11 protein-coding genes are annotated in these 17,161 nt (G+C 73.4%); 10 read left to right on the forward strand and 1 reads right to left on the reverse strand.

Annotation, left to right across the window (positions count from 1 at the left end; all coding sequences use genetic code 11):
- Positions 1 to 27 precede the first annotated feature (27 nt).
- On the reverse strand, positions 28 to 1,659 hold the full coding sequence (locus ACVV2G_RS23540; protein WP_453844729.1) for an aldehyde dehydrogenase family protein: 1,632 nt from the start codon (positions 1,657 to 1,659) through the stop codon (positions 28 to 30).
- Positions 1,660 to 1,809: 150 nt separating this feature from the next.
- On the opposite strand from ACVV2G_RS23540, the gene ACVV2G_RS23545 reads away from it, so the two are divergent.
- The 10 genes from ACVV2G_RS23545 (at position 1,810) to ACVV2G_RS23590 (ending at position 17,140) form a co-directional block, all read left to right on the forward strand.
- Positions 1,810 to 2,124, forward strand: coding sequence for an acyl carrier protein (locus ACVV2G_RS23545; protein WP_453844730.1), 315 nt, complete (start codon positions 1,810 to 1,812; stop codon positions 2,122 to 2,124).
- Between the two features lie 11 nt (positions 2,125 to 2,135).
- A complete protein-coding gene (locus ACVV2G_RS23550; RefSeq protein ID WP_453844731.1) occupies positions 2,136 to 7,844 on the forward strand; it encodes a type I polyketide synthase in 5,709 nt (1,902 codons plus the stop codon).
- 18 nt (positions 7,845 to 7,862) lie between these two features.
- Positions 7,863 to 9,479 (forward strand): fatty acid--CoA ligase, encoded by a 1,617-nt coding sequence (locus ACVV2G_RS23555; RefSeq protein ID WP_453844732.1) that lies wholly within the window; start codon positions 7,863 to 7,865, stop codon positions 9,477 to 9,479.
- A gap of 38 nt (positions 9,480 to 9,517) precedes the next feature.
- On the forward strand, positions 9,518 to 10,522 hold the full coding sequence (locus ACVV2G_RS23560) for an LLM class flavin-dependent oxidoreductase (protein ID WP_264247832.1): 1,005 nt from the start codon (positions 9,518 to 9,520) through the stop codon (positions 10,520 to 10,522).
- Between the two features lie 53 nt (positions 10,523 to 10,575).
- Positions 10,576 to 11,343 carry a thioesterase II family protein gene (locus ACVV2G_RS23565; protein ID WP_453844742.1) on the forward strand — a complete coding sequence of 256 codons (768 nt, stop codon included), beginning with the start codon at positions 10,576 to 10,578 and terminating at the stop codon, positions 11,341 to 11,343.
- Between the two features lie 230 nt (positions 11,344 to 11,573).
- Positions 11,574 to 12,884, forward strand: coding sequence for a cytochrome P450 (locus tag ACVV2G_RS23570; protein WP_453844733.1), 1,311 nt, complete (start codon positions 11,574 to 11,576; stop codon positions 12,882 to 12,884).
- 60 nt (positions 12,885 to 12,944) lie between these two features.
- A complete protein-coding gene (locus tag ACVV2G_RS23575) occupies positions 12,945 to 14,417 on the forward strand; it encodes an MFS transporter (protein WP_453844734.1) in 1,473 nt (490 codons plus the stop codon).
- Positions 14,418 to 14,447: 30 nt separating this feature from the next.
- Positions 14,448 to 15,278, forward strand: a complete 831-nt coding sequence (locus tag ACVV2G_RS23580; RefSeq protein WP_453844735.1) for an alpha/beta fold hydrolase — start codon at positions 14,448 to 14,450, stop codon at positions 15,276 to 15,278.
- Between the two features lie 445 nt (positions 15,279 to 15,723).
- Complete coding sequence (locus ACVV2G_RS23585) at positions 15,724 to 16,689, forward strand: diacylglycerol/lipid kinase family protein (RefSeq protein ID WP_453844736.1); 966 nt, start codon at positions 15,724 to 15,726, stop codon at positions 16,687 to 16,689.
- 82 nt (positions 16,690 to 16,771) lie between these two features.
- Positions 16,772 to 17,140 carry a nuclear transport factor 2 family protein gene (locus tag ACVV2G_RS23590; protein ID WP_042175996.1) on the forward strand — a complete coding sequence of 123 codons (369 nt, stop codon included), beginning with the start codon at positions 16,772 to 16,774 and terminating at the stop codon, positions 17,138 to 17,140.
- Positions 17,141 to 17,161 lie beyond the last annotated feature (21 nt).

The following is a 17,161-nucleotide window of genomic DNA, read 5'->3' on the forward strand; positions in this document are numbered from 1 at the left end:
ACGGCGGGGTTCAGGGGCGGAGGGCGGTCAGGCGCCGAACACCGCGTCGTACGGGCTGACGCCGCGGGCGATGCTGACGCCCTGCACGTGGGAGGTCTTGAGCATCGGGTAGTTGGCCTCGCCGAAGGCGCCGCCGGTGCGGCCGGTGCCGCCGTGGCTGGGCAGGTAGGGCAGGAAGCCGATGTGGGAGTCGTTGACCTTCAGCAGGCCGCCGTTGACGACCCTCCGCACGAAGGTCTCGACGACGTGGTCGGAACGCGACCACAGGGAGTTGCGCAGCCCGTAGTCGTTGCTGTTGACGAAGCGCAGGAACGCCTCCAGGAGGGCGTCGTCGTCCTCCCGCTCGGGGACCACGATCGGCACCAGCGGGAAGAACGTCTCCTCGCGCACCACGTCGTAGGTGCGCGCCCGGTCCAGGCCGTCCACGCGCACCACCGTCGGCTGGAGGAAGACCCCCGTCTCCGAGGGCGTGCCGTCCAGTTCGGTGCGGTGGCCGCCGGTGACCAGCTCGGCGCCGTTGTCCAGCGCCTGCCGCAGCAGCCGGAAGAACCGCTCACTGCGCCGCACCGGCGACAGCAGTACGTCCTCCTCCTCGGGCAGGCCCGGCCGGATGCCCTTGACCTGCTCCTTCACCTCGGCGATCAGGCTGTCCGCGATGTCCGGGTGCACCAGCACGTAGTTGGGCACCATGCAGATCTGGCCGGAGCCGTAGAAGGCCTCGGTGATGGCCTCGGCCGCCCACTTGACGTCTGCGTCCTTCCACACCACGATGCCGTCGTTGCCCGCCAGTTCGAGGATCGGCTTCTTGCCGTGCGCCACGCACTGCTGCTCGAAGCGCAGGCCCTCCTGGCTGCCGCCGATGTAGAAGATGTCGTTGATCAGCGGGTCCGCGATCCAGCGGTCCATGGTCTGCTTGGGGTTGCTGCACACCGCGTTGAGCACCCCGGCCGGCGCGTCCATCTCCTCCAGCAGCGGCGCCACCACGTCCCGCAGCAGCCACATGGTGCTCAGCGCGATGCTGCGCGGCGCCCGCACCACCACCGCGTTGCCGGCCATCAGCGCCAGCACGCACAGGGCGGCGCTCGGCAGGGGTGCGTTCTGCGGCGGGTTGAAGGCCACCACACCGTCGGGCTGGCGGTGCAGCACCAGCGTGCGGCCGGCGTACTCCTTCTCGACCCGCATCTGCTTGGTGTACCAGCGCAGGGAGCCCGGGGAGTAGATCTGCAGCAGGCAGCTCAGCTCCCAGCGGGCCAGCTTGACCGGGTGGGATTCGGCGACCAGCATGCGCAGGAACTCGTCCTGGTGCTTGATGAGTTCCTCACGGAACCGGGTGCCCAGCCGCATCCGCCGCTCCAGCGGCACGGCCGCCCAGTCGGGTGCGGCGGCGGCCGCGGCCTGCGTGGCCAGGTCGATGGACGCGTCGTCCGCGACCGCGCAGCGCCCGACGACATACGGGTGCCTGGCCGCCTCCGACTCCGGGTCCTGCTCCAGGGCGCGCTTCAGGCTCACGCTGGTGAACACGTCTTCCAGCAGGGACCGGCCGCTGACGGTGTACACCCACCCGTCACCCGCGACGTCCTTGCCCGCGATGTAGAGGTCGTAGCTCTTGATATCGGAAGGTGCCTCGGCACTCTCCTCCTGCGCGGCTTCGCGAAGCATCTTCAGCCTTTCACCTTTGGCGAGCGGATTTTTCGAAGCAGTGCGAGCGTGGCAGCGGAATCTGACCCGGCGCTGACAGGGGGCTGATTCAGCCAAGCCGGCCCCGCCGTCCGTCAGTGGAGCGTCAGCCTGCGCTGCTTGCATGACCGCATGCCACCCGTCGACAGCACTGTCCAGCGCCTGCGTGATCTGCCGCGCGCCGAACTCGCCGAAGAAATCGAGTCGATCGTCCTGAAGAGATTCAGGGCGGTTCTCCTCATGGACGAATCCGAAGACCTCCCGCTCGACATCAGCTATTTCGATCTCGGACTCACCTCACTGCGGCTGACCGAAATACGGCAGAGCCTGGAGCGGCTCCTTGATCTCTCCATCAACGTCAACGTGCTCTTCAACGAGCCGACGGTCGCCCATCTGGTGGACCACTTGACCCAGGCCGTCCAGGAAAGTTCCTCTCAGGAAAGCTAAGGAGTCTCTCCATGCCGCGTGCGGAGTCCCAGCAGCCGCCCGAGCCGGTCGCGATCGTCGGAATCGGTCTGCGATTCCCCGGCGGCAGCACCTCGCCCGACGAGTTCGACGCCTTCCTGCGGGAGGGACGCAGCGGGATCGGCCCGATCCCGCAGGACCGGTGGGACGTGGCTGCGTTCACCCCCGAGACCCCCGAGGACAAGGGGAAGATCCACACCACCGCGGGGGGCTTCCTCGACCGCGTGGACCTCTTCGACGCCGCCTTCTTCAACATCTCCCCGAAGGAGGCCCGGTACATGGACCCCCAGCAGCGCCTGCTGCTGGAGACCGCCTGGCAGGCCCTGGAGCACGCCAACATCGACCCGGCACCGCTGCGCCGCGGCAACGGCGGCGTCTACGTCGGCGCCAGCTCCATCGACTACGCGCTCGAGCTGGAGTCCCTGCCGTACGAGGAGATGGACGGCCACCTGGCCTCCGGCATCACGATGTTCCCGCTGTCGGGCCGGCTGTCGTACTTCCTGGGGTGGCGCGGACCCAGCATGAGCGTCGACACCGCCTGCTCGTCCTCCCTGGTCGCACTGCACCTGGCGGTGCAGGCCCTGCGCTCCGGCGAGACCGACATCGCGCTGTGCGGTGGCGTCAACGCCCTGCACCACCCGCGCATCCCGGTGATGTTCTCCAACGCACGGATGCTCGCCCCGGACGGGCAGTGCAAGACCTTCGACGAGTCGGCCGACGGCTACGCGCGCGCCGAGGGCTGCGGCGTCCTGGTCCTCAAGCTGCTCTCCGACGCCGAGCGTGACGGCGACCGGGTGCTCGCCCTGGTGCGCGGCACCGCCGTCGGCCAGGACGGCGACAGCGCCGGACTGACCGTGCCCAACGGCCCCGCTCAGGAGAAGGTGATCCGCGCCGCGCTGGCCACGGCCCGCCTCGCCCCCGAGGACATCCAGTACGTGGAGGCGCACGGCACCGGCACCCCGCTCGGCGACCCGATCGAGTTCTGCGCCATCGGGGACGTGTTCGCCGAGTCGCACACCGCCGACAACCCCGTGCTCGCCGCATCGGTGAAGACCAACCTGGGCCACATGGAGCCGGCCTCCGGCATCGTCGGCGTCATCAAGACGGTGCTGCAGCTGCGCTCCGGCACCATCTACCCGCACCTGAACCTCACCACCCCGTCCGGGCGCATCCCCTGGGACCTCTACCCGCTGCGCGTGCCGACCGCCTGCGAGCCATGGCGGGCCGAGGTGCGCCGCGCGGTCGTGAACAGCTTCGGCTTCGCCGGCACCATCGGCGCGGTGATCCTGGAGCAGGCACCGGAGGCGAGCCCCGCGCCGCAGTCCTCAGGCACGCCTGCCGCCCCGCTTTTCACCCTCTCCGCCAAGAGCTCCGCCGCCCTGCGCGAGCAGGCCGCGAACCACCGGCGGCTGCTCGACGAGCGGCCCGACCTTCCCCTCGACGCCCTCTGCCACACCGCCAACGTCGCCCGCACCCACCATCCCTACCGCGTCGCCGCCCCGGTCGCCGACCGCGCCGCCCTGGCCCGGCTCCTGGACCGGGCGGCCGGCCAGGACCACGAGGGCCCCAGCGGCATCCGCAAGACGGCCTTCATGTTCACCGGCCAGGGCTCCCAGTACGCAGGCATGGGCGCCGCCCTCTACGAGGCCCTCCCGGAATTCCGCTCCCACGTCGACGCGTGCGACCGGCTGTTCGCGGAGCACCTGGACCGCTCCGTGCGCGACCTGCTGCTCGGCACCGCCGAAGACCCCGGGGCGATCGACCGCACCGAGTACACCCAGCCCGCCCTGTTCACCCTCGAGTACGCCCTCGCCCGGCAGTGGATGGCCTGGGGCGTGCGCCCCAACGTGCTCGTCGGGCACAGCATCGGCGAGGTCGTCGCCGCCGCGGTCGCCGGCCTGTTCAGCCTCCCCGACGCCGTGCGGCTGGTCGCCGCGCGGGCCCGGCTGATGCAGGCGGTGCGCGCCGAGGGCGGCATGGCCGCGGTCGCCGCCCCCGCCGAGGACGTCGAGCCGCTCCTGGAGAGCCGCCCCGACCTCGCCCTGGCCGCGGTCAACGCCCCCGACCAGTGCGTCGTCTCCGGCGCCCTCCCCGCCCTGGACGAGGTCTGCGCCATCCTCAAGGAGCGCGGCGTGCGCGTCGACCGGCTCGCGGTCTCGCACGCCTTCCACTCCCCGCAGATGGCCGAGGTCCACGACGACTTCCGCGCCGCACTCGACGGCATCGAGTTCCACGAGCCGGCCATCAGCCTGATCTCCAACGTGACCGGGCGGCTCGCCCGGTTCCGCGACATCGCCACCCCCGACTACTGGGTGCGGCACATCGGCGAACCCGTGCGTTTCCTGGACGGCATCCGCGCGGTGGCCCGGCGCGGCCGGCACGCCATGATCGAGATCGGCCCGCAGGCCGCGCTGACCGCGCTCGCCCGGCGCGGCGTCGCCGCCGAGGACCACCTGTGGCTGGCCAGCCTGCGCCGCCGGGACCGGACGGCCACCACCACCCTGACCGCACTCGCCGAGTACTGGGCCGCCGGACTCACCGTCTCCTGGCCCGGCTACCACGCCGGGCACGCCGTGCCGGCCAAGGTGGATCTGCCCACCTACGCCTTCCAGCGCAAGCGCTACTGGCTGCCGGCCGCCGGACCCCGCCGCGCCGCCGCGGGCGGCACCGCCCGCCACCCGCTGCTCGGCACCGAGGAGCGCTTCGCCTCGGGGGTACGGGAGTTCACCGCGGAGTTCACCGCCGAGGACCTCGGCCCGCTCGCCGACCTGGCCGACGGCGGACGCACCACCCTGCCCGCCGGCGCCTACGTCGACCTGCTGTTCGCGGTCCAGGACGAGGTCCGGGGCCACGCCCGGTCCGCCGTGCGCGACCTCCGGCTGCTCGCGCCGCTCGACGTTCCCGCCGAGACCAGGACCGCCCTGACCACCCGCTGGCGGCCGCTGCCGGGCGGGGGCGCCGAGGTGGCGGTGTTCACGGTCGTCGGCGGCGAGGAGGACGTGCACGCCACCGCGGTGATCGACGCCGACCCCGAACCGGTGGTCCCCGTCTCCGAACTGGCCGAACTGGACGCGGGCCTCGCCCCCGCCGGAACACAGATCGACGACGAGGACATCTACACCGACCTCGCCTCCGTCGGCCGCCCGCACGGCTCCCGGATGCGGCTGCTGCTGCGCGCCGCCCGGCACGCCGACGGCCTGGTCACCGGGGAGCTGACCGGCCGGAATGCCTCCGCCGTCGAACACGTGCCGGCGGAGCTCGTGGAGGCCGCCGTCCAGGCGTGCGTCGTCCTCGACCCCGAGGGCCCGGTGTTCGTGCCCCGCGGCGTCGCCTCGGTCCGCCACTTCCGCAAGCCCCGCGGCGAGGAGCTGCGCGTCCTCGCCCGAGTGCACGGCGACCAGGACCGCCGCACCGCCGACGTGCTGCTGCTGGAGAACGGCGACCCGGTCGCCGAACTGCTCGGCGTCCGGCTGGCCCGCCCCGAGGGCAGAGCCGGCCGCCGCCGGTTCCTGCACCGCCCCGAGTGGGTCCGCCGCGCCCTGCCCGCACCGCAGACCACCGCCCCCGCCCGGCACGTCGTGCTGCTCGACCCGTCGCCCGCCCGCGCCGCCGACCTCGCCGGACGGCCCGGCCTGAAGGTCACCCGGGGCGCCGGCCTCACCGAACTCAAGGCGGCCCTGGAGGACCCCACCGTCACCGACGTCTGCCGCGTCTGGCGGCAGCTCCCGCAGGCCATGTCCGCCGACCGGCTGCGCGCCGAGTGCGAGGAGAACTACCGCGAACTGCTCGCCCTGATCACCGCGCTGGACGCCGCGGGCACCCCCCGGCCGCCCCGCCTGTGGCTGGTGACCGAGGGAGCCCAGTGGCTGCCCGGCGACCCGGCCGGCGACGGCGGACACCTGGCCGCCGCCACGCTCTGGGGCTTCGGCCGGGTGCTGCTCACCGAGTACCCCCAGTACCGGGCCACCCTGGTCGACGTCGCCCCCGGCAGCGGCCTGACCCCGCTGCTGGAGGAGTGGCACGCCGAACCGCCCGGCGAGTACCAGGTCGCCCACCGTCCGAACCGCCGCTACGTCCGCCGGCTCCTCTCCGGCGACGCCCCGCTCACCTGGTCCGGCGGCTTCGAACTGCGCGCCCCCGACTCGGGCGACCTGTCCGACCTCGCGTTGGTCGCCGCCACGGACGTGCCCCCGGGGGCCGACGAGGTCCAGATCCGCGTCCGGTCGGTCGGCCTGACCGCCGACGACGCCCGCACCGCCCTGGACACCGGCCGCGCGGAGCGCGAGGAACTGCTCGGCGCGGAGGAGGAGCCCCCGCCGCTGCTCGGCACCGCGGCCACCGGCACGGTCCTCGCCGCGGCCGAGGGCACCGGGTTCGCGCCGGGCGACGACGTCCTTGTACGCCACGACGGCACGTTCCGCTCAACGCTCACCGTCCCCGCGGCGGCCGTGGTGCACGCCCCGCCCGCCGAAGAGGACGACGGCGCCCGGCACTTCCGCCTCGACGAGACCGGCGAAGCACTGCGGACGGCCCTGTTGGACCCGTCGGGACAGTCCTGGGTGACCCTCCCGGACGCCCCCGAGGCGGAGCCCGCCGCCCCCGCCGAGGAGGTCCCGGCCGCCCTGCGCCCGGACCGCACCTACCTCGTCACCGGCGGTCTGGGCGGCCTCGGCCTGGTCACCGCCCGCAAGCTGATCGCCCTCGGCGCCCGCCACCTGACGCTGGTCAGCCGCAGCGGACGGCCCACCGAGGAGGCCGCCCCCGTCCTCGCCGACCTCGCCGAGCACGCCGAGCTCGACCTGGTCCGGGCCGACATCGGCCGTGCCGAGGACGTGCGGCGGCTGGTGCGGCACCTCGCGGCCGGCCGGCACCCGGTGGGCGGGATCGTGCACGCCGCAGGCGCCTACGACAAGAAGCTCGTCGCCGAGCTGACCTGGGAGGCCATCGACGCCCAGCTGGAGGCCAAGGCGTACGGCGGCTGGCTGCTGCACGAGGCCGCCCAGTCCTCCTTCCCGGAACTGGACTTCTTCGTCACCTACTCCTCGATCGCCTCGGTCCTCGGCGGCGCCACCCAGGGCCACTACGCCGCGGCCAGCGCCGCCCTCGACGCCCTCGCCGAGTGGCGCGGCCGGCGGGGCGTGCCCGGCCTGTCGGTGAACTGGGGCGCCTGGGCACGGGTCGGCATGTCGGCACGCCTGGAGGAGCACCTCAGCCAGGAGATCGAACGCAGCGGCGTGCGCTTCTTCTCCCCGACCCGCGCCCTGGACACCCTGGCCAGGCTCTGGGGACGCCCCCGCACCCAGCGGGTGGTCGGCGAGTTCGACTGGGACCGCTACGTCGCGGGCAGTGTCACCGGCGACCTGTTCTACGACCGGCTCGCCCGCAACGCCTCCGACGACGACACCGGCCTCGACCTCGCCGCGCTCGCCGCCCTCCCGCCGGCCGAGTGGACCGGCGTCGTGACCGGGGTCGTCCGCGAGAAGGTCGCCGCCGTCCTGCACCTGGAGGAGGGCGACGAACTGAACCCGAACACCGAGTTCGTCTCCTTGGGCCTGGACTCGCTGATGGCCCAGCAGGTCAAGGCCGCCCTGGAGCAGGCGTTCCGGCTGCCCCTGCCGGCCTCGCTCACCCACGACCACCCGACCGTGCGGCAGCTGGCCCAGTTCCTCTGCGGGCAGCTCGAGCCGGTGCCGGCCGCCTGACGCACACAAGGACGGATCATGACTGACACACCCAGCGGCATACCGAGGGAGCGCTGGACGCTCACCCACTCCTCACGGGCCCACGCCGGCAGCCGGCCGGACCACCCGGCGATCATCTGCGAGGGCCGCGTCACCACCTACGACAAGCTGCACCGCGACAGCAACCGTGCCGCGCACGCCCTGCGCACCGGCGGCGTGCGGCGCGGCGACCGGGTCGCCTACCTCGGGCGCGAGTCGGAGAACTACTACGTGGTGATGCTCGCCTGCGCCAAGGCGTGCGCGGTCCTGGTGCCGGTCAACTGGCGGCTCACCCCGACCGAGGTGGACCACATCCTGCGCGACTCCGGCGCCGCCCTGATCTTCGTCGACGACGAGTTCTGGGACACCGTCGCCGCGGTGCGCCACCAACTGCCCGGTCTGCGGCGGGTGATTCGCGTCGACGGCACCGACGCCGACGGCGAACCCGCCCGCGGCACGGGCCTGCCCGCCTGGGCCGCCGACCAGCCCGACTCCGAGCCGGTGCCGGGCACCGGCCCCGACGACGCCGTGGTGCAGATCTACACCAGCGGCACCACCGGACTGCCCAAGGGCGCCGTCCTCGCCCACCGCAGCTTCTTCACCCTGCCGCACGCGATGCGCGAGCACGGCGTCGCCTGGATCGACTGGCTGCCCGACGACGTCAGCCTCATCTCGCTGCCGGGTTTCGGCGTCGCGGGCATCGGCTGGTTCCTGCACACCTTCAACGCGGGCGGCACCAACGTGATCATGTCGCAGTTCGACCCGCAGGAAGCGGTCCGGCTGATCCGCACCCACAAGGTCACCACCACCTTCGCGGCCCCCGCCATGCTTCAGATGATGGCCGTCGAACGCGGCGCGGGACCGGAGGCGTTCACCTCCCTGCGCAAGATCGCCTACGGCGCGGCGCCCATGTCCGAGACCCTGCTCAAGCAGTGCCTGGAGACCTACGGCTGCGAGTTCGCGCAGATCTACGCCAGTACCGAGACCGGCAGTGTGGCGGTGTGCCTGCCGCCCGAAGCGCACCACCCGGGCAGCCCGGTGCTGGACTCGGTCGGCAGGCCGTGCCCCGGCAACGAGGTCAAGGTGATCGGCCCCGACGGCGCCCCCCTCCCGCCCGGGGAGATCGGCCAGATCTGCGTGCGCGCCCCGTCCCGGATGCTCGGCTACTGGAACCTGCCCGAGGCCACCGCGCGCACCCTGGTGGGGGAGTGGCTGCACATGGGGGACGCCGGCTACCTCGACGAGGACGGCTACCTCCACCTGTGCGACCGCATCAACGACACGATTATCGTCGCCGGGCAGAACATCTACCCGGCCGAGATCGAGAAGGCGCTCGCCGCGCACCCGGCCGTGGCGGACGCCGCCGTCGTCGGCCTGCCCGACGAGCACTGGGGCGAGAGCGTGCACGCGGTCGTCGTCCTGCGCCCCGGCGCCGAGGCGCACCCGCGCGAGCTGCTGCTCTCCCTGCGCGGCCGGCTCGCCGACTACAAGATCCCCACCGCCTACCACTTCACCGACTCCCTGCCCCGCAACCCCTCCGGCAAGATCCTGCGCCGCGCGGTGCGGGAGCGGCTGACGGCACCGGCACCGGCCTCGCCGGTCGGCACGGTCGCATGACACGGCGTCAGCCACCGCGGACAGAAAGGTCGTCGCCCATGAACGGGCCCCTGCACGTCGGCATCCTGCTGCCCACCCGGGAACAGGCCATCAACGGCACCTACGCGGCGGCCCCGCTGCTGGGCTTCGCCCGGCAGGCCGAGGCCCTGGGATTCGACTCCCTCTGGGCGGGCGACTCGCTCACCGCCCGCCCCCGCCTGGACCCGCTCGTCGTCCTGGCCGCCGCTGCCGCCGCCACCGAGCGGATCACCGTCGGCACCGCCGCCCTGACCCCGGCCCTGCGCCACCCGCTGATCGGCGCCAACATGGTCGCGAGCCTCAGCCACGTGGCCGCGGGCCGGCTGGTCCTCGGGCTCGGCTCCGGCTTCCCGATGCCCGAGACGGAGGAGGAGTTCGCCTCGGTCGGCGCCAGCTTCACCGGCCGCGTCGGACGCCTCGACGAGATCACCGCCCTGTGGCGCACGGCCTGGCGCGCCGGACAGGAGGGCGAACCGGCCGACTTCCAGGGCAGGTACTGGCAGGCCGACCACCTCGACCGGCTGCCCTCCCCGGCCACCGCCGGCGGCCCGCCGCTGTGGCTGGCCGGCAGCGACACCCCCAAGGTGCTCGCCCGCGCCGCCACCCGCTACGACGGCTGGCTGCCGTTCCTGCCCGACCCCGACGCCTACGGCCGGGCCCGCCGCCGGATCGCCGAGCTCGCCGAGGAGGCGGGCCGCCCCGCCGGCGCCGTCACCCCCGCCCTGTACGCGACGATCACGGTGAACCGCGACGAGCGGGCGGCCGAGGCCGAACTGGAGCACTACATCAGCCACTACTACGGCCGTTCCCTCGATCAGATGCGCACCATCCAGGCCTACGCCTGGGGCAGCGCCGAGAAGTGCGCCGAATGGCTCGGCGGCTACGTCCGGGCCGGCGCCCGCCACCTGGTCCTGAGGATCGGATCGCTCGACCCGGAACCGCAGTTGAAGGAGATCGCCGAGGTGCTGCTGCCCGCGGTACGCGCCCTCGGCCCGTCCACCACCGTGGGGAGTACACAGTCGTGACCAGTACCACCAACGCAACGGACACCGGCGCCACCGTCGCCGCCGGCAGCCGGATGTCCCGCGCGGGCCAGTGGTTCCACCCGGTGGAGCCCTCGCCCGACGCCTCGATCCGGTTGTTCCTGCTCCCGCACGCGGGCAGCGGCGCCATCATCTACCGGGACTGGGAGAGCCTGCTGCCGCCCGACATCGCCCCGCAGGCGGTGACCCTGCCGGGCCGTCACAACCGCCGGGAGGAGCCGACGTACGAGGAGTTCCGGCCACTGCTCGAAGCGCTGCACGAGGCCGTGCTCGACGACCTGGACGACCGGCCGTTCGCGTTCTTCGGGCACTGCCTCGGCGCCCAGCTGGCGTTCCGGCTGGCCATCCGCATGGAGGAGGAGGGCGGCCCGGCGCCCGTCATGGTCGGCATGTCCGGCTGGTCGCCCGAGGGCTTTTTCCAGCCCACCGAGGAGCAGAGCCGGATGCCCGAGTCCGAGCTCGTCGAGTGGATCAAGAAGCTGGGCTCCTTCCCGGCCGAGATTTACGACAACCCCGAGATGCTCGCCCTCGTGGTCCCCGCGCTCCGCGCCGACCTCAGGGTCGCCGCCCAGTACGTCGACGACGGCGCCGGGGTCGCCTGCCCGCTCGCCTCCTACGGCGGGCGCTCCGACCCCCTGCAGGAGGAGCCGGACGCCATGACCCACTGGGCCGGACGAACCCCCGCCTACCTCGGCCACAACGAGTACTCCGGCGGCCACTTCTACATCGACACCCACGCCCAGGCCGTCACCGCCCACTTCGCGCACCGCCTGCAGCGGATCGCCGCCCACCACGCGCGCTAGCGCCGCGACCGGGGAGGTCGACCTGCCGGCCTTCCCGGCCACAGCACCAGCGCGGCACCGGGAAGACGCCCCGCTCCGGCGCCTTCCCGGTCCGCACCACACCCCCGGCTCCGATCCCCACACGAGTGCCGCGAGTTCCACAGCCCGACCGGCACCCGTGTCAGCTCCGTGTCAGCGGACTGCGCGACAGTGGCGCACGACCGTCCGCGGCTTTGGACGGGACACCACCCATGTCCCTCCGCCCCGGCGGCGTCAGCGCGTCCGAGTCCGACCACGGAGAGAGCCGGTGCCCGGGATCCACCTGCCTGCCCCCCTCACCCCTGGAGGCCGACGTGCCGCTCGCGGACCACACCGACGTCCTGGACTGGCCCTTCGCCCGCACCGAGGACGGAGACCCGCCGCCCATCCTGGCGGAACTGCGCAACGCGCCCCCCTGCGTGGTGCGCATCCCGGCGGGAGCCGCCGAGTCCCGCCTGGCCTGGCTGGTGACCCGGTACGCCGACGTACGGCAGGCACTGGGCGACCCCCGGCTCAGCGCCGACGAACGGCTGCCCGGCGCACCGGTGCGCATCCAGGTCCCGCCCGGCGGCAACCCGAGTTCCTTCCTGCGTCTGGACGACCCCGAGCACGCCCGGCTCCGCTCCATGATCCAGACCGAGTTCACCGCGCGCCGGGTGAAGCGGCTGCGCGAACCGGTCCAGCGGCTGGTGGACGAACTGCTGGACGAACTGGAGGCACAGCCCCGGCCGGCCGACCTGCACGCCGTGTTCTCCCGCGCGCTGCCGACCCTCGTCATCGCACGGCTGCTGGGCGTTCCGGAGCAGGACTCCGCGTTCTTCATCGAGAAGACCCGCGTCACCATCTCCCAGGAGGATCCGGAGGTCTCCCTGGCCGCCTACGAGGAGATGTCCGAGTACCTGGCCAAACTGGCGCTGCGGAAGCTGGAGAGCCCGGGCGACGACCTGATCAGCCGCCTCGCCCACAACCACCACGCGAAGGGGGCCATCACCCTGGACGAGCTGGTCGGCATCGCCCGGCTGGTCCTGGTGGCCGGACACGAGACCACCACCAACCAGATCGCCCTGAACATCCTGGCGCTGCTGCGCGACGACGACCTGCGGGCGCGGGTGGCCGCCGACGACGGCGCACTCATACCGAACTTCATCGAGGAGTCGATGCGCTACTGGTCGATCTCCCAGGACGCGATGGTCCGGCTGGCGGTGGAGGACCTCGAACTCGGCGGTGTGGCCGTCTCCAAGGGCGACGCCGTCGTCATCTCCGTCCCCGCCGGCAACCACGACGAGTCGGTCTTCGCCTGCCCGCACCGGATCGACCCGAACCGCGACACCAGCGGCCACCTGCAGTGGGGCTTCGGCCCGCACTACTGCCAGGGGGCCCCGCTGGCGCGGCTGGAGATGGAGCTGTCGCTGCGCTCCCTGCTGCGGCGCTTCCCGAACCTGCGGCTGGCGGCCGACCCGCGCACGGTCTTCCGCCGCGGCACCGTCTTCCACGGGGTGACACACCTTCCCGTGACCTGGTGACCGGCCACGGTACCGGCACCACCGGCCAACCACCCGAAATGATCGAGAAACGGAGTCGTCATGACTTCTGAGACAAGCACGGAAGCCGTCGTCGAGGGGCGTGCGCCGACGCCCCCCGACGGCGCACCGGCCGCCGCCCCCTCGGCCGGTGCCCTCCTGGTGGTGCTCGTGGGCACCTTCATCACGGTGCTGGACTTCTTCATCGCCAACGTGGCCGTCCCCGCCATCAAGGCCGACCTGGGCGCCAGCGCCGCCCAGGCCCAGATGTTCGTCGTGGGCTACGGCGTCGCCTTCACCGCGGGACTGATCACCGGCGGCAGGCTCGGCGACCTCTTCGGCCGCCGGCGGATGTTCACGCTCGGCATGGTGCTGTTCATGCTGGCTTCGGCCGCGTGCAGCCTGGCACCCACGGCGACCGTCCTGGTCGTCGCCCGCATCGCCCAGGGCGCCGCCGCCGCGCTGATGGTGCCGCAGGTGCTCGGCATCATCGGCACGGTGTACACCGGCGCCGCCCGCGACCGCGCCTTCAACGCCTACGGCCTGGTCATCGGACTCGCCGGCGTCTTCGGCCAGTTCATCGGCGGTGCCCTGATCACGGTCGACATCGCGGGACTGAGCTGGCGGACCATCTTCCTGATCAACGTCCCGCTGTGCCTGGTCTCCCTGGCCTTCGTCGGCCGCACGATCCCCGAGTCGCGCGGCGAGGGCGGCACCCGGCTGGACCTCGTGGGCGCCCTGCTGGTCACGGCGTCCCTGGGCATCATCGTCTTCGCGCTGCTGGAGGGCCAGGAGAGCGGCTGGCCGCTGTGGGTGTGGGAGTCGCTGGCCGGTGCGGCCGTCCTGCTGGCGGTGACCGTCTGGCACCTGCGCCGGCGGGCGGCGGCCGACCGGGGCCCGCTGATCGAACCCGCCCTGTTCAAGGGCCGGGTGTTCTCGGTGGGGCTGACCGCGACGGTGGTCTACTTCCTCGCGATGGGCTCCTTCTTCTTCGTGCTCGCCCTCTACCTGCAACTGGGCCGGGGCCTGTCGCCCCTGGAGTCCGGGTCCGTCTTCCTGGCCCTCGGCGCAGGCTACTTCGGCGCCTCGGTGGTGTCGTCACGCAAGGCCGCCTCGGTCACCGCCCGCAGGGTGGCCGTCGGCCCGCTGACCCTCGCGATCGGCTACGCGGCGGTCGCCCTGACCGCCGACCGCCTCGACACGACGGGACACGTGCTGTGGCTGCTGCCCGCCCTCCTCGTCGCCGGACTCGGCATGGGCCTGACCACCGGCCCGCTGACCAACCTGGTGCTGGGCGCGGCCGTGCCCGAGCACGCGGCCTCCGCGTCCGGACTGCTGAACACCGCCCAGGAGGGCGGCGCGGCCGTCGGCGTGGCGATCGCCGGCGCGGTCTTCTTCCCCGCCCTGGCCGACGCCGGCGGCTCGGCGGGCGCCTACCCACACGCGTTCGCCGTCACGCTCGTCCCGCTCATCGTCCTGGGACTCCTGGCCTCCGCCCTGGTCTTGGCGGCGCCGGGCCGCACCGCACGGCGCTGAGGGTCCCCACCACCAAGGAAGGCAGGCGTCATGCCGTACGTCACCACTCGGGACGGGACCCGGCTCCACTGCACCGACTGGGGCGAAGGACGTCCCGTGGTGCTGCTCAGCGCCGCCATGGCGGACTCGCGGATGTGGGAGTTCCAGGCGCCGTTCCTGGCCGGTCAGGGGCTGCGCTGCGTCACCTACGACCGGCGCGGCACCGGGCGCTCGGACGTCCCCTGGAGCGGCTACGACTACGACACCCTCGCTTCGGACCTCGCCGACCTGCTCGACCACCTCGACCTGCGGGACGTCCTGCTGGTCGGCTACGCGGCGGGCGGCGGTGAGGCCGTGCGCTACCTGTCCCGGTACGGCGCCGCGCGGGTGGGGAAGCTGGCGCTGGTCGCCTCGACCACGCCGTTCCTGCTGCGCGCCCCGGACAACCCGGACGGCCTGGAGATGGCGCTGTTCGAGGAGATCGAGACGGCCATCCGGACCGACCGGGCCGCCTGGCTGAGATCACTGACCTGGCCGTTCTTCGCCGGCCCCGAGGCGGATCCGGCGAGCACGCCGCTCTCGCCCCGACTGGCCGAGTGGCTGACGGACCTGGCCCTGGACACCTCGCCGCGGGCCGCCACGGAGATCTACCGCACGCTGTTCACCACCGACCAGCGAGCGGAGACGGCGGCCGTCCGGGTGCCCACCCTGGTCGTCCACGGCACCGCCGACCTCGGGGCGCCGTATCCGCTGTGCGGTCCCCGCACCGCGGAGCTCGTTCCCGGCAGCACCCTGCTGACCTACGAGGGCGCGGCCCACGGCCTGTTCGCCACCCACGCCGACCGTCTGAACGCGGACCTGCTGGCCTTCGCCAAGCAGTGACCGCGAGGCGCGGCGCCTCCCGCCTGACCGCCGCCCGGCCGCCGCCCGGGCGGCGGCCGGGCGTTCCGCCCGGACCGCGCCCCCGCCCGCTCCCGACCCACCTCGCACACGTGCCTCTCACGCCCGCGGGCCGGAGTCCCGCCGAGGGCGCCCGCGGCGCCCGGCCCGGCGATCCGCGGCGGGCCGGCGTGCCCGTGCCCCGCGTCCCGTGTCCGGCGTGTCCCTGCCTTGCCTCCCCGTGCCCCGCGCCTCCCTGCCCGGCGTCCCGGTGCCCCCTCACCTCGCCGCGCCCCCGCCCCGCCGTGCCCGCGCGCCTCGTCGGCGTCAGCCGCACGTCAGCGCCGTGACAGCGGTCGGGGGAAGGGGGGGTGTGGTGGGTCTGGGACCGAGGGCGTGTCCCCGGACCCGGACCCGCCGGCACCGTCCGACGAAGGAGTACGCCCGCATGGCAGATACAGCAGCCCCGGTCCCGACCCGGGCACTGGTCCTGGCCAACCCGGCCTCCGGCAGCCACAGCCCGGAACTGGTGGAACAGGTGCGCCAGTTGTGCGACTCGTACCTGGAGCGCACCGAGGTGCACCCGACCACCGGACCGGGTGACGCCACCGTCGCGGTGCGGAGGGCCCTCGAACGGCACACCGGCGCCCCCGACCTGGTCGTCGTCATCGGCGGCGACGGCACCGTCCGGGAGGCCGTCCAGGGCCTGGTGCCCGCCTCCGGGCGCGCCACGCTCGCGGTGGTGCCCGGCGGCACCGGCAACTCCGGCTACAAGATGCTGTGGGGCGACCGCCCCTGGACGGAGTCCCTCAAAGCGATCCTCACCGACTCCGGCATCGGCGGCAGCGCCCGCCCCCGCCGCCTGGACCTGGCCCGTCTCGCCGAGACCCGTCAGTACGTCTACCTGGGTGCCTGCTCCGGTGTGATCGCCGACGCGCTGATCACCGCCCGCGACCTGCCGCTGACCGGCCGTGAGCGGTACGCTCGCGCCTTCGCCGACACCGCCGCGGGCTACGCGCCGTACCCGGGCCGGGTCACCGTCGACGGGCGGGTCGTGCACGAGGGCCCGACCGTCCTCGCGAACGTCGGCGGCGGCCCCTACCGCGGCGGCCGGTTCAACGTCCTGCCCGACTCGCTGCTCGACGACGGCCTGCTCGACGTCTGCGTCATCGGCGACGGGATCGCCGCGGCCGACGTGCCGCGGCTGACCCTGACCGCCGCCCACATCGGCCACCCCGCCACGTGGTACGCGCGCGGCCGGACCATCACCGTGGAGCGCACCGACGGCCGCCGGCTGCCGCTGGAGCACGACGGCGAGTACCAGCACGGCATCGGCTCCACGGCCACCTTCGAGGTCCTCCCCGGCGCCCTCCCCGTGTGGGCCCCGGCCCCGGACAGCCTCGAGGCCCCCTGAGGCATCCAGAACCCCCGTCGTACCGTACGCCTGGCGACGGCACGTCGGGTCAGCCGCACCAACGGAAACGAGGAGAACACACATGAGCGACCTGACCACCACCGTCGACCGCTACCTGGCCATCTGGAACGAGGCGGACGCCGACAAGCGCGCGGCGGCCATCGCCGAGCTGTTCACCGCCGACGCCCCGTACATCGACCCGCTCGCCGCCGTCGAGGGCCACGAGGGCTTCGGCGCGGTGGTGGCGGGCGCCCGCGAGCAGTTCAAGGGCCTGACCTTCGAACTGCACGGCACGGTCGACGCCCACCACAACCAGGCCCGGTTCCAGTGGGGTCTGGTCACCGAGCCCGGCGCCGAGCCCATCGCGATCGGTTTCGACGTCCTGGTCGCCGACGAGGCGGGCCGCGTCAAGGCCGTCTACGGCTTCCTGGACAAGGTGCCGGCCGCCTGAACCCCTCCCCGGGGGGGGGGG

The organism is Streptomyces sp. JK94 (assembly GCF_053613315.1).

Coding starts and splice junctions, on each gene's coding strand:
- ACVV2G_RS23540 (WP_453844729.1), bottom strand. CDS start 1,659: ATGCTTCGCGAAGCCGCGCAGGAGGAGAGTGCCGAGGCACCTTCCGAT.
- ACVV2G_RS23545 (WP_453844730.1), top strand. CDS start 1,810: ATGCCACCCGTCGACAGCACTGTCCAGCGCCTGCGTGATCTGCCGCGC.
- ACVV2G_RS23550 (WP_453844731.1), top strand. CDS start 2,136: ATGCCGCGTGCGGAGTCCCAGCAGCCGCCCGAGCCGGTCGCGATCGTC.
- ACVV2G_RS23555 (WP_453844732.1), top strand. CDS start 7,863: ATGACTGACACACCCAGCGGCATACCGAGGGAGCGCTGGACGCTCACC.
- ACVV2G_RS23560 (WP_264247832.1), top strand. CDS start 9,518: ATGAACGGGCCCCTGCACGTCGGCATCCTGCTGCCCACCCGGGAACAG.
- ACVV2G_RS23565 (WP_453844742.1), top strand. CDS start 10,576: ATGTCCCGCGCGGGCCAGTGGTTCCACCCGGTGGAGCCCTCGCCCGAC.
- ACVV2G_RS23570 (WP_453844733.1), top strand. CDS start 11,574: ATGTCCCTCCGCCCCGGCGGCGTCAGCGCGTCCGAGTCCGACCACGGA.
- ACVV2G_RS23575 (WP_453844734.1), top strand. CDS start 12,945: ATGACTTCTGAGACAAGCACGGAAGCCGTCGTCGAGGGGCGTGCGCCG.
- ACVV2G_RS23580 (WP_453844735.1), top strand. CDS start 14,448: ATGCCGTACGTCACCACTCGGGACGGGACCCGGCTCCACTGCACCGAC.
- ACVV2G_RS23585 (WP_453844736.1), top strand. CDS start 15,724: ATGGCAGATACAGCAGCCCCGGTCCCGACCCGGGCACTGGTCCTGGCC.
- ACVV2G_RS23590 (WP_042175996.1), top strand. CDS start 16,772: ATGAGCGACCTGACCACCACCGTCGACCGCTACCTGGCCATCTGGAAC.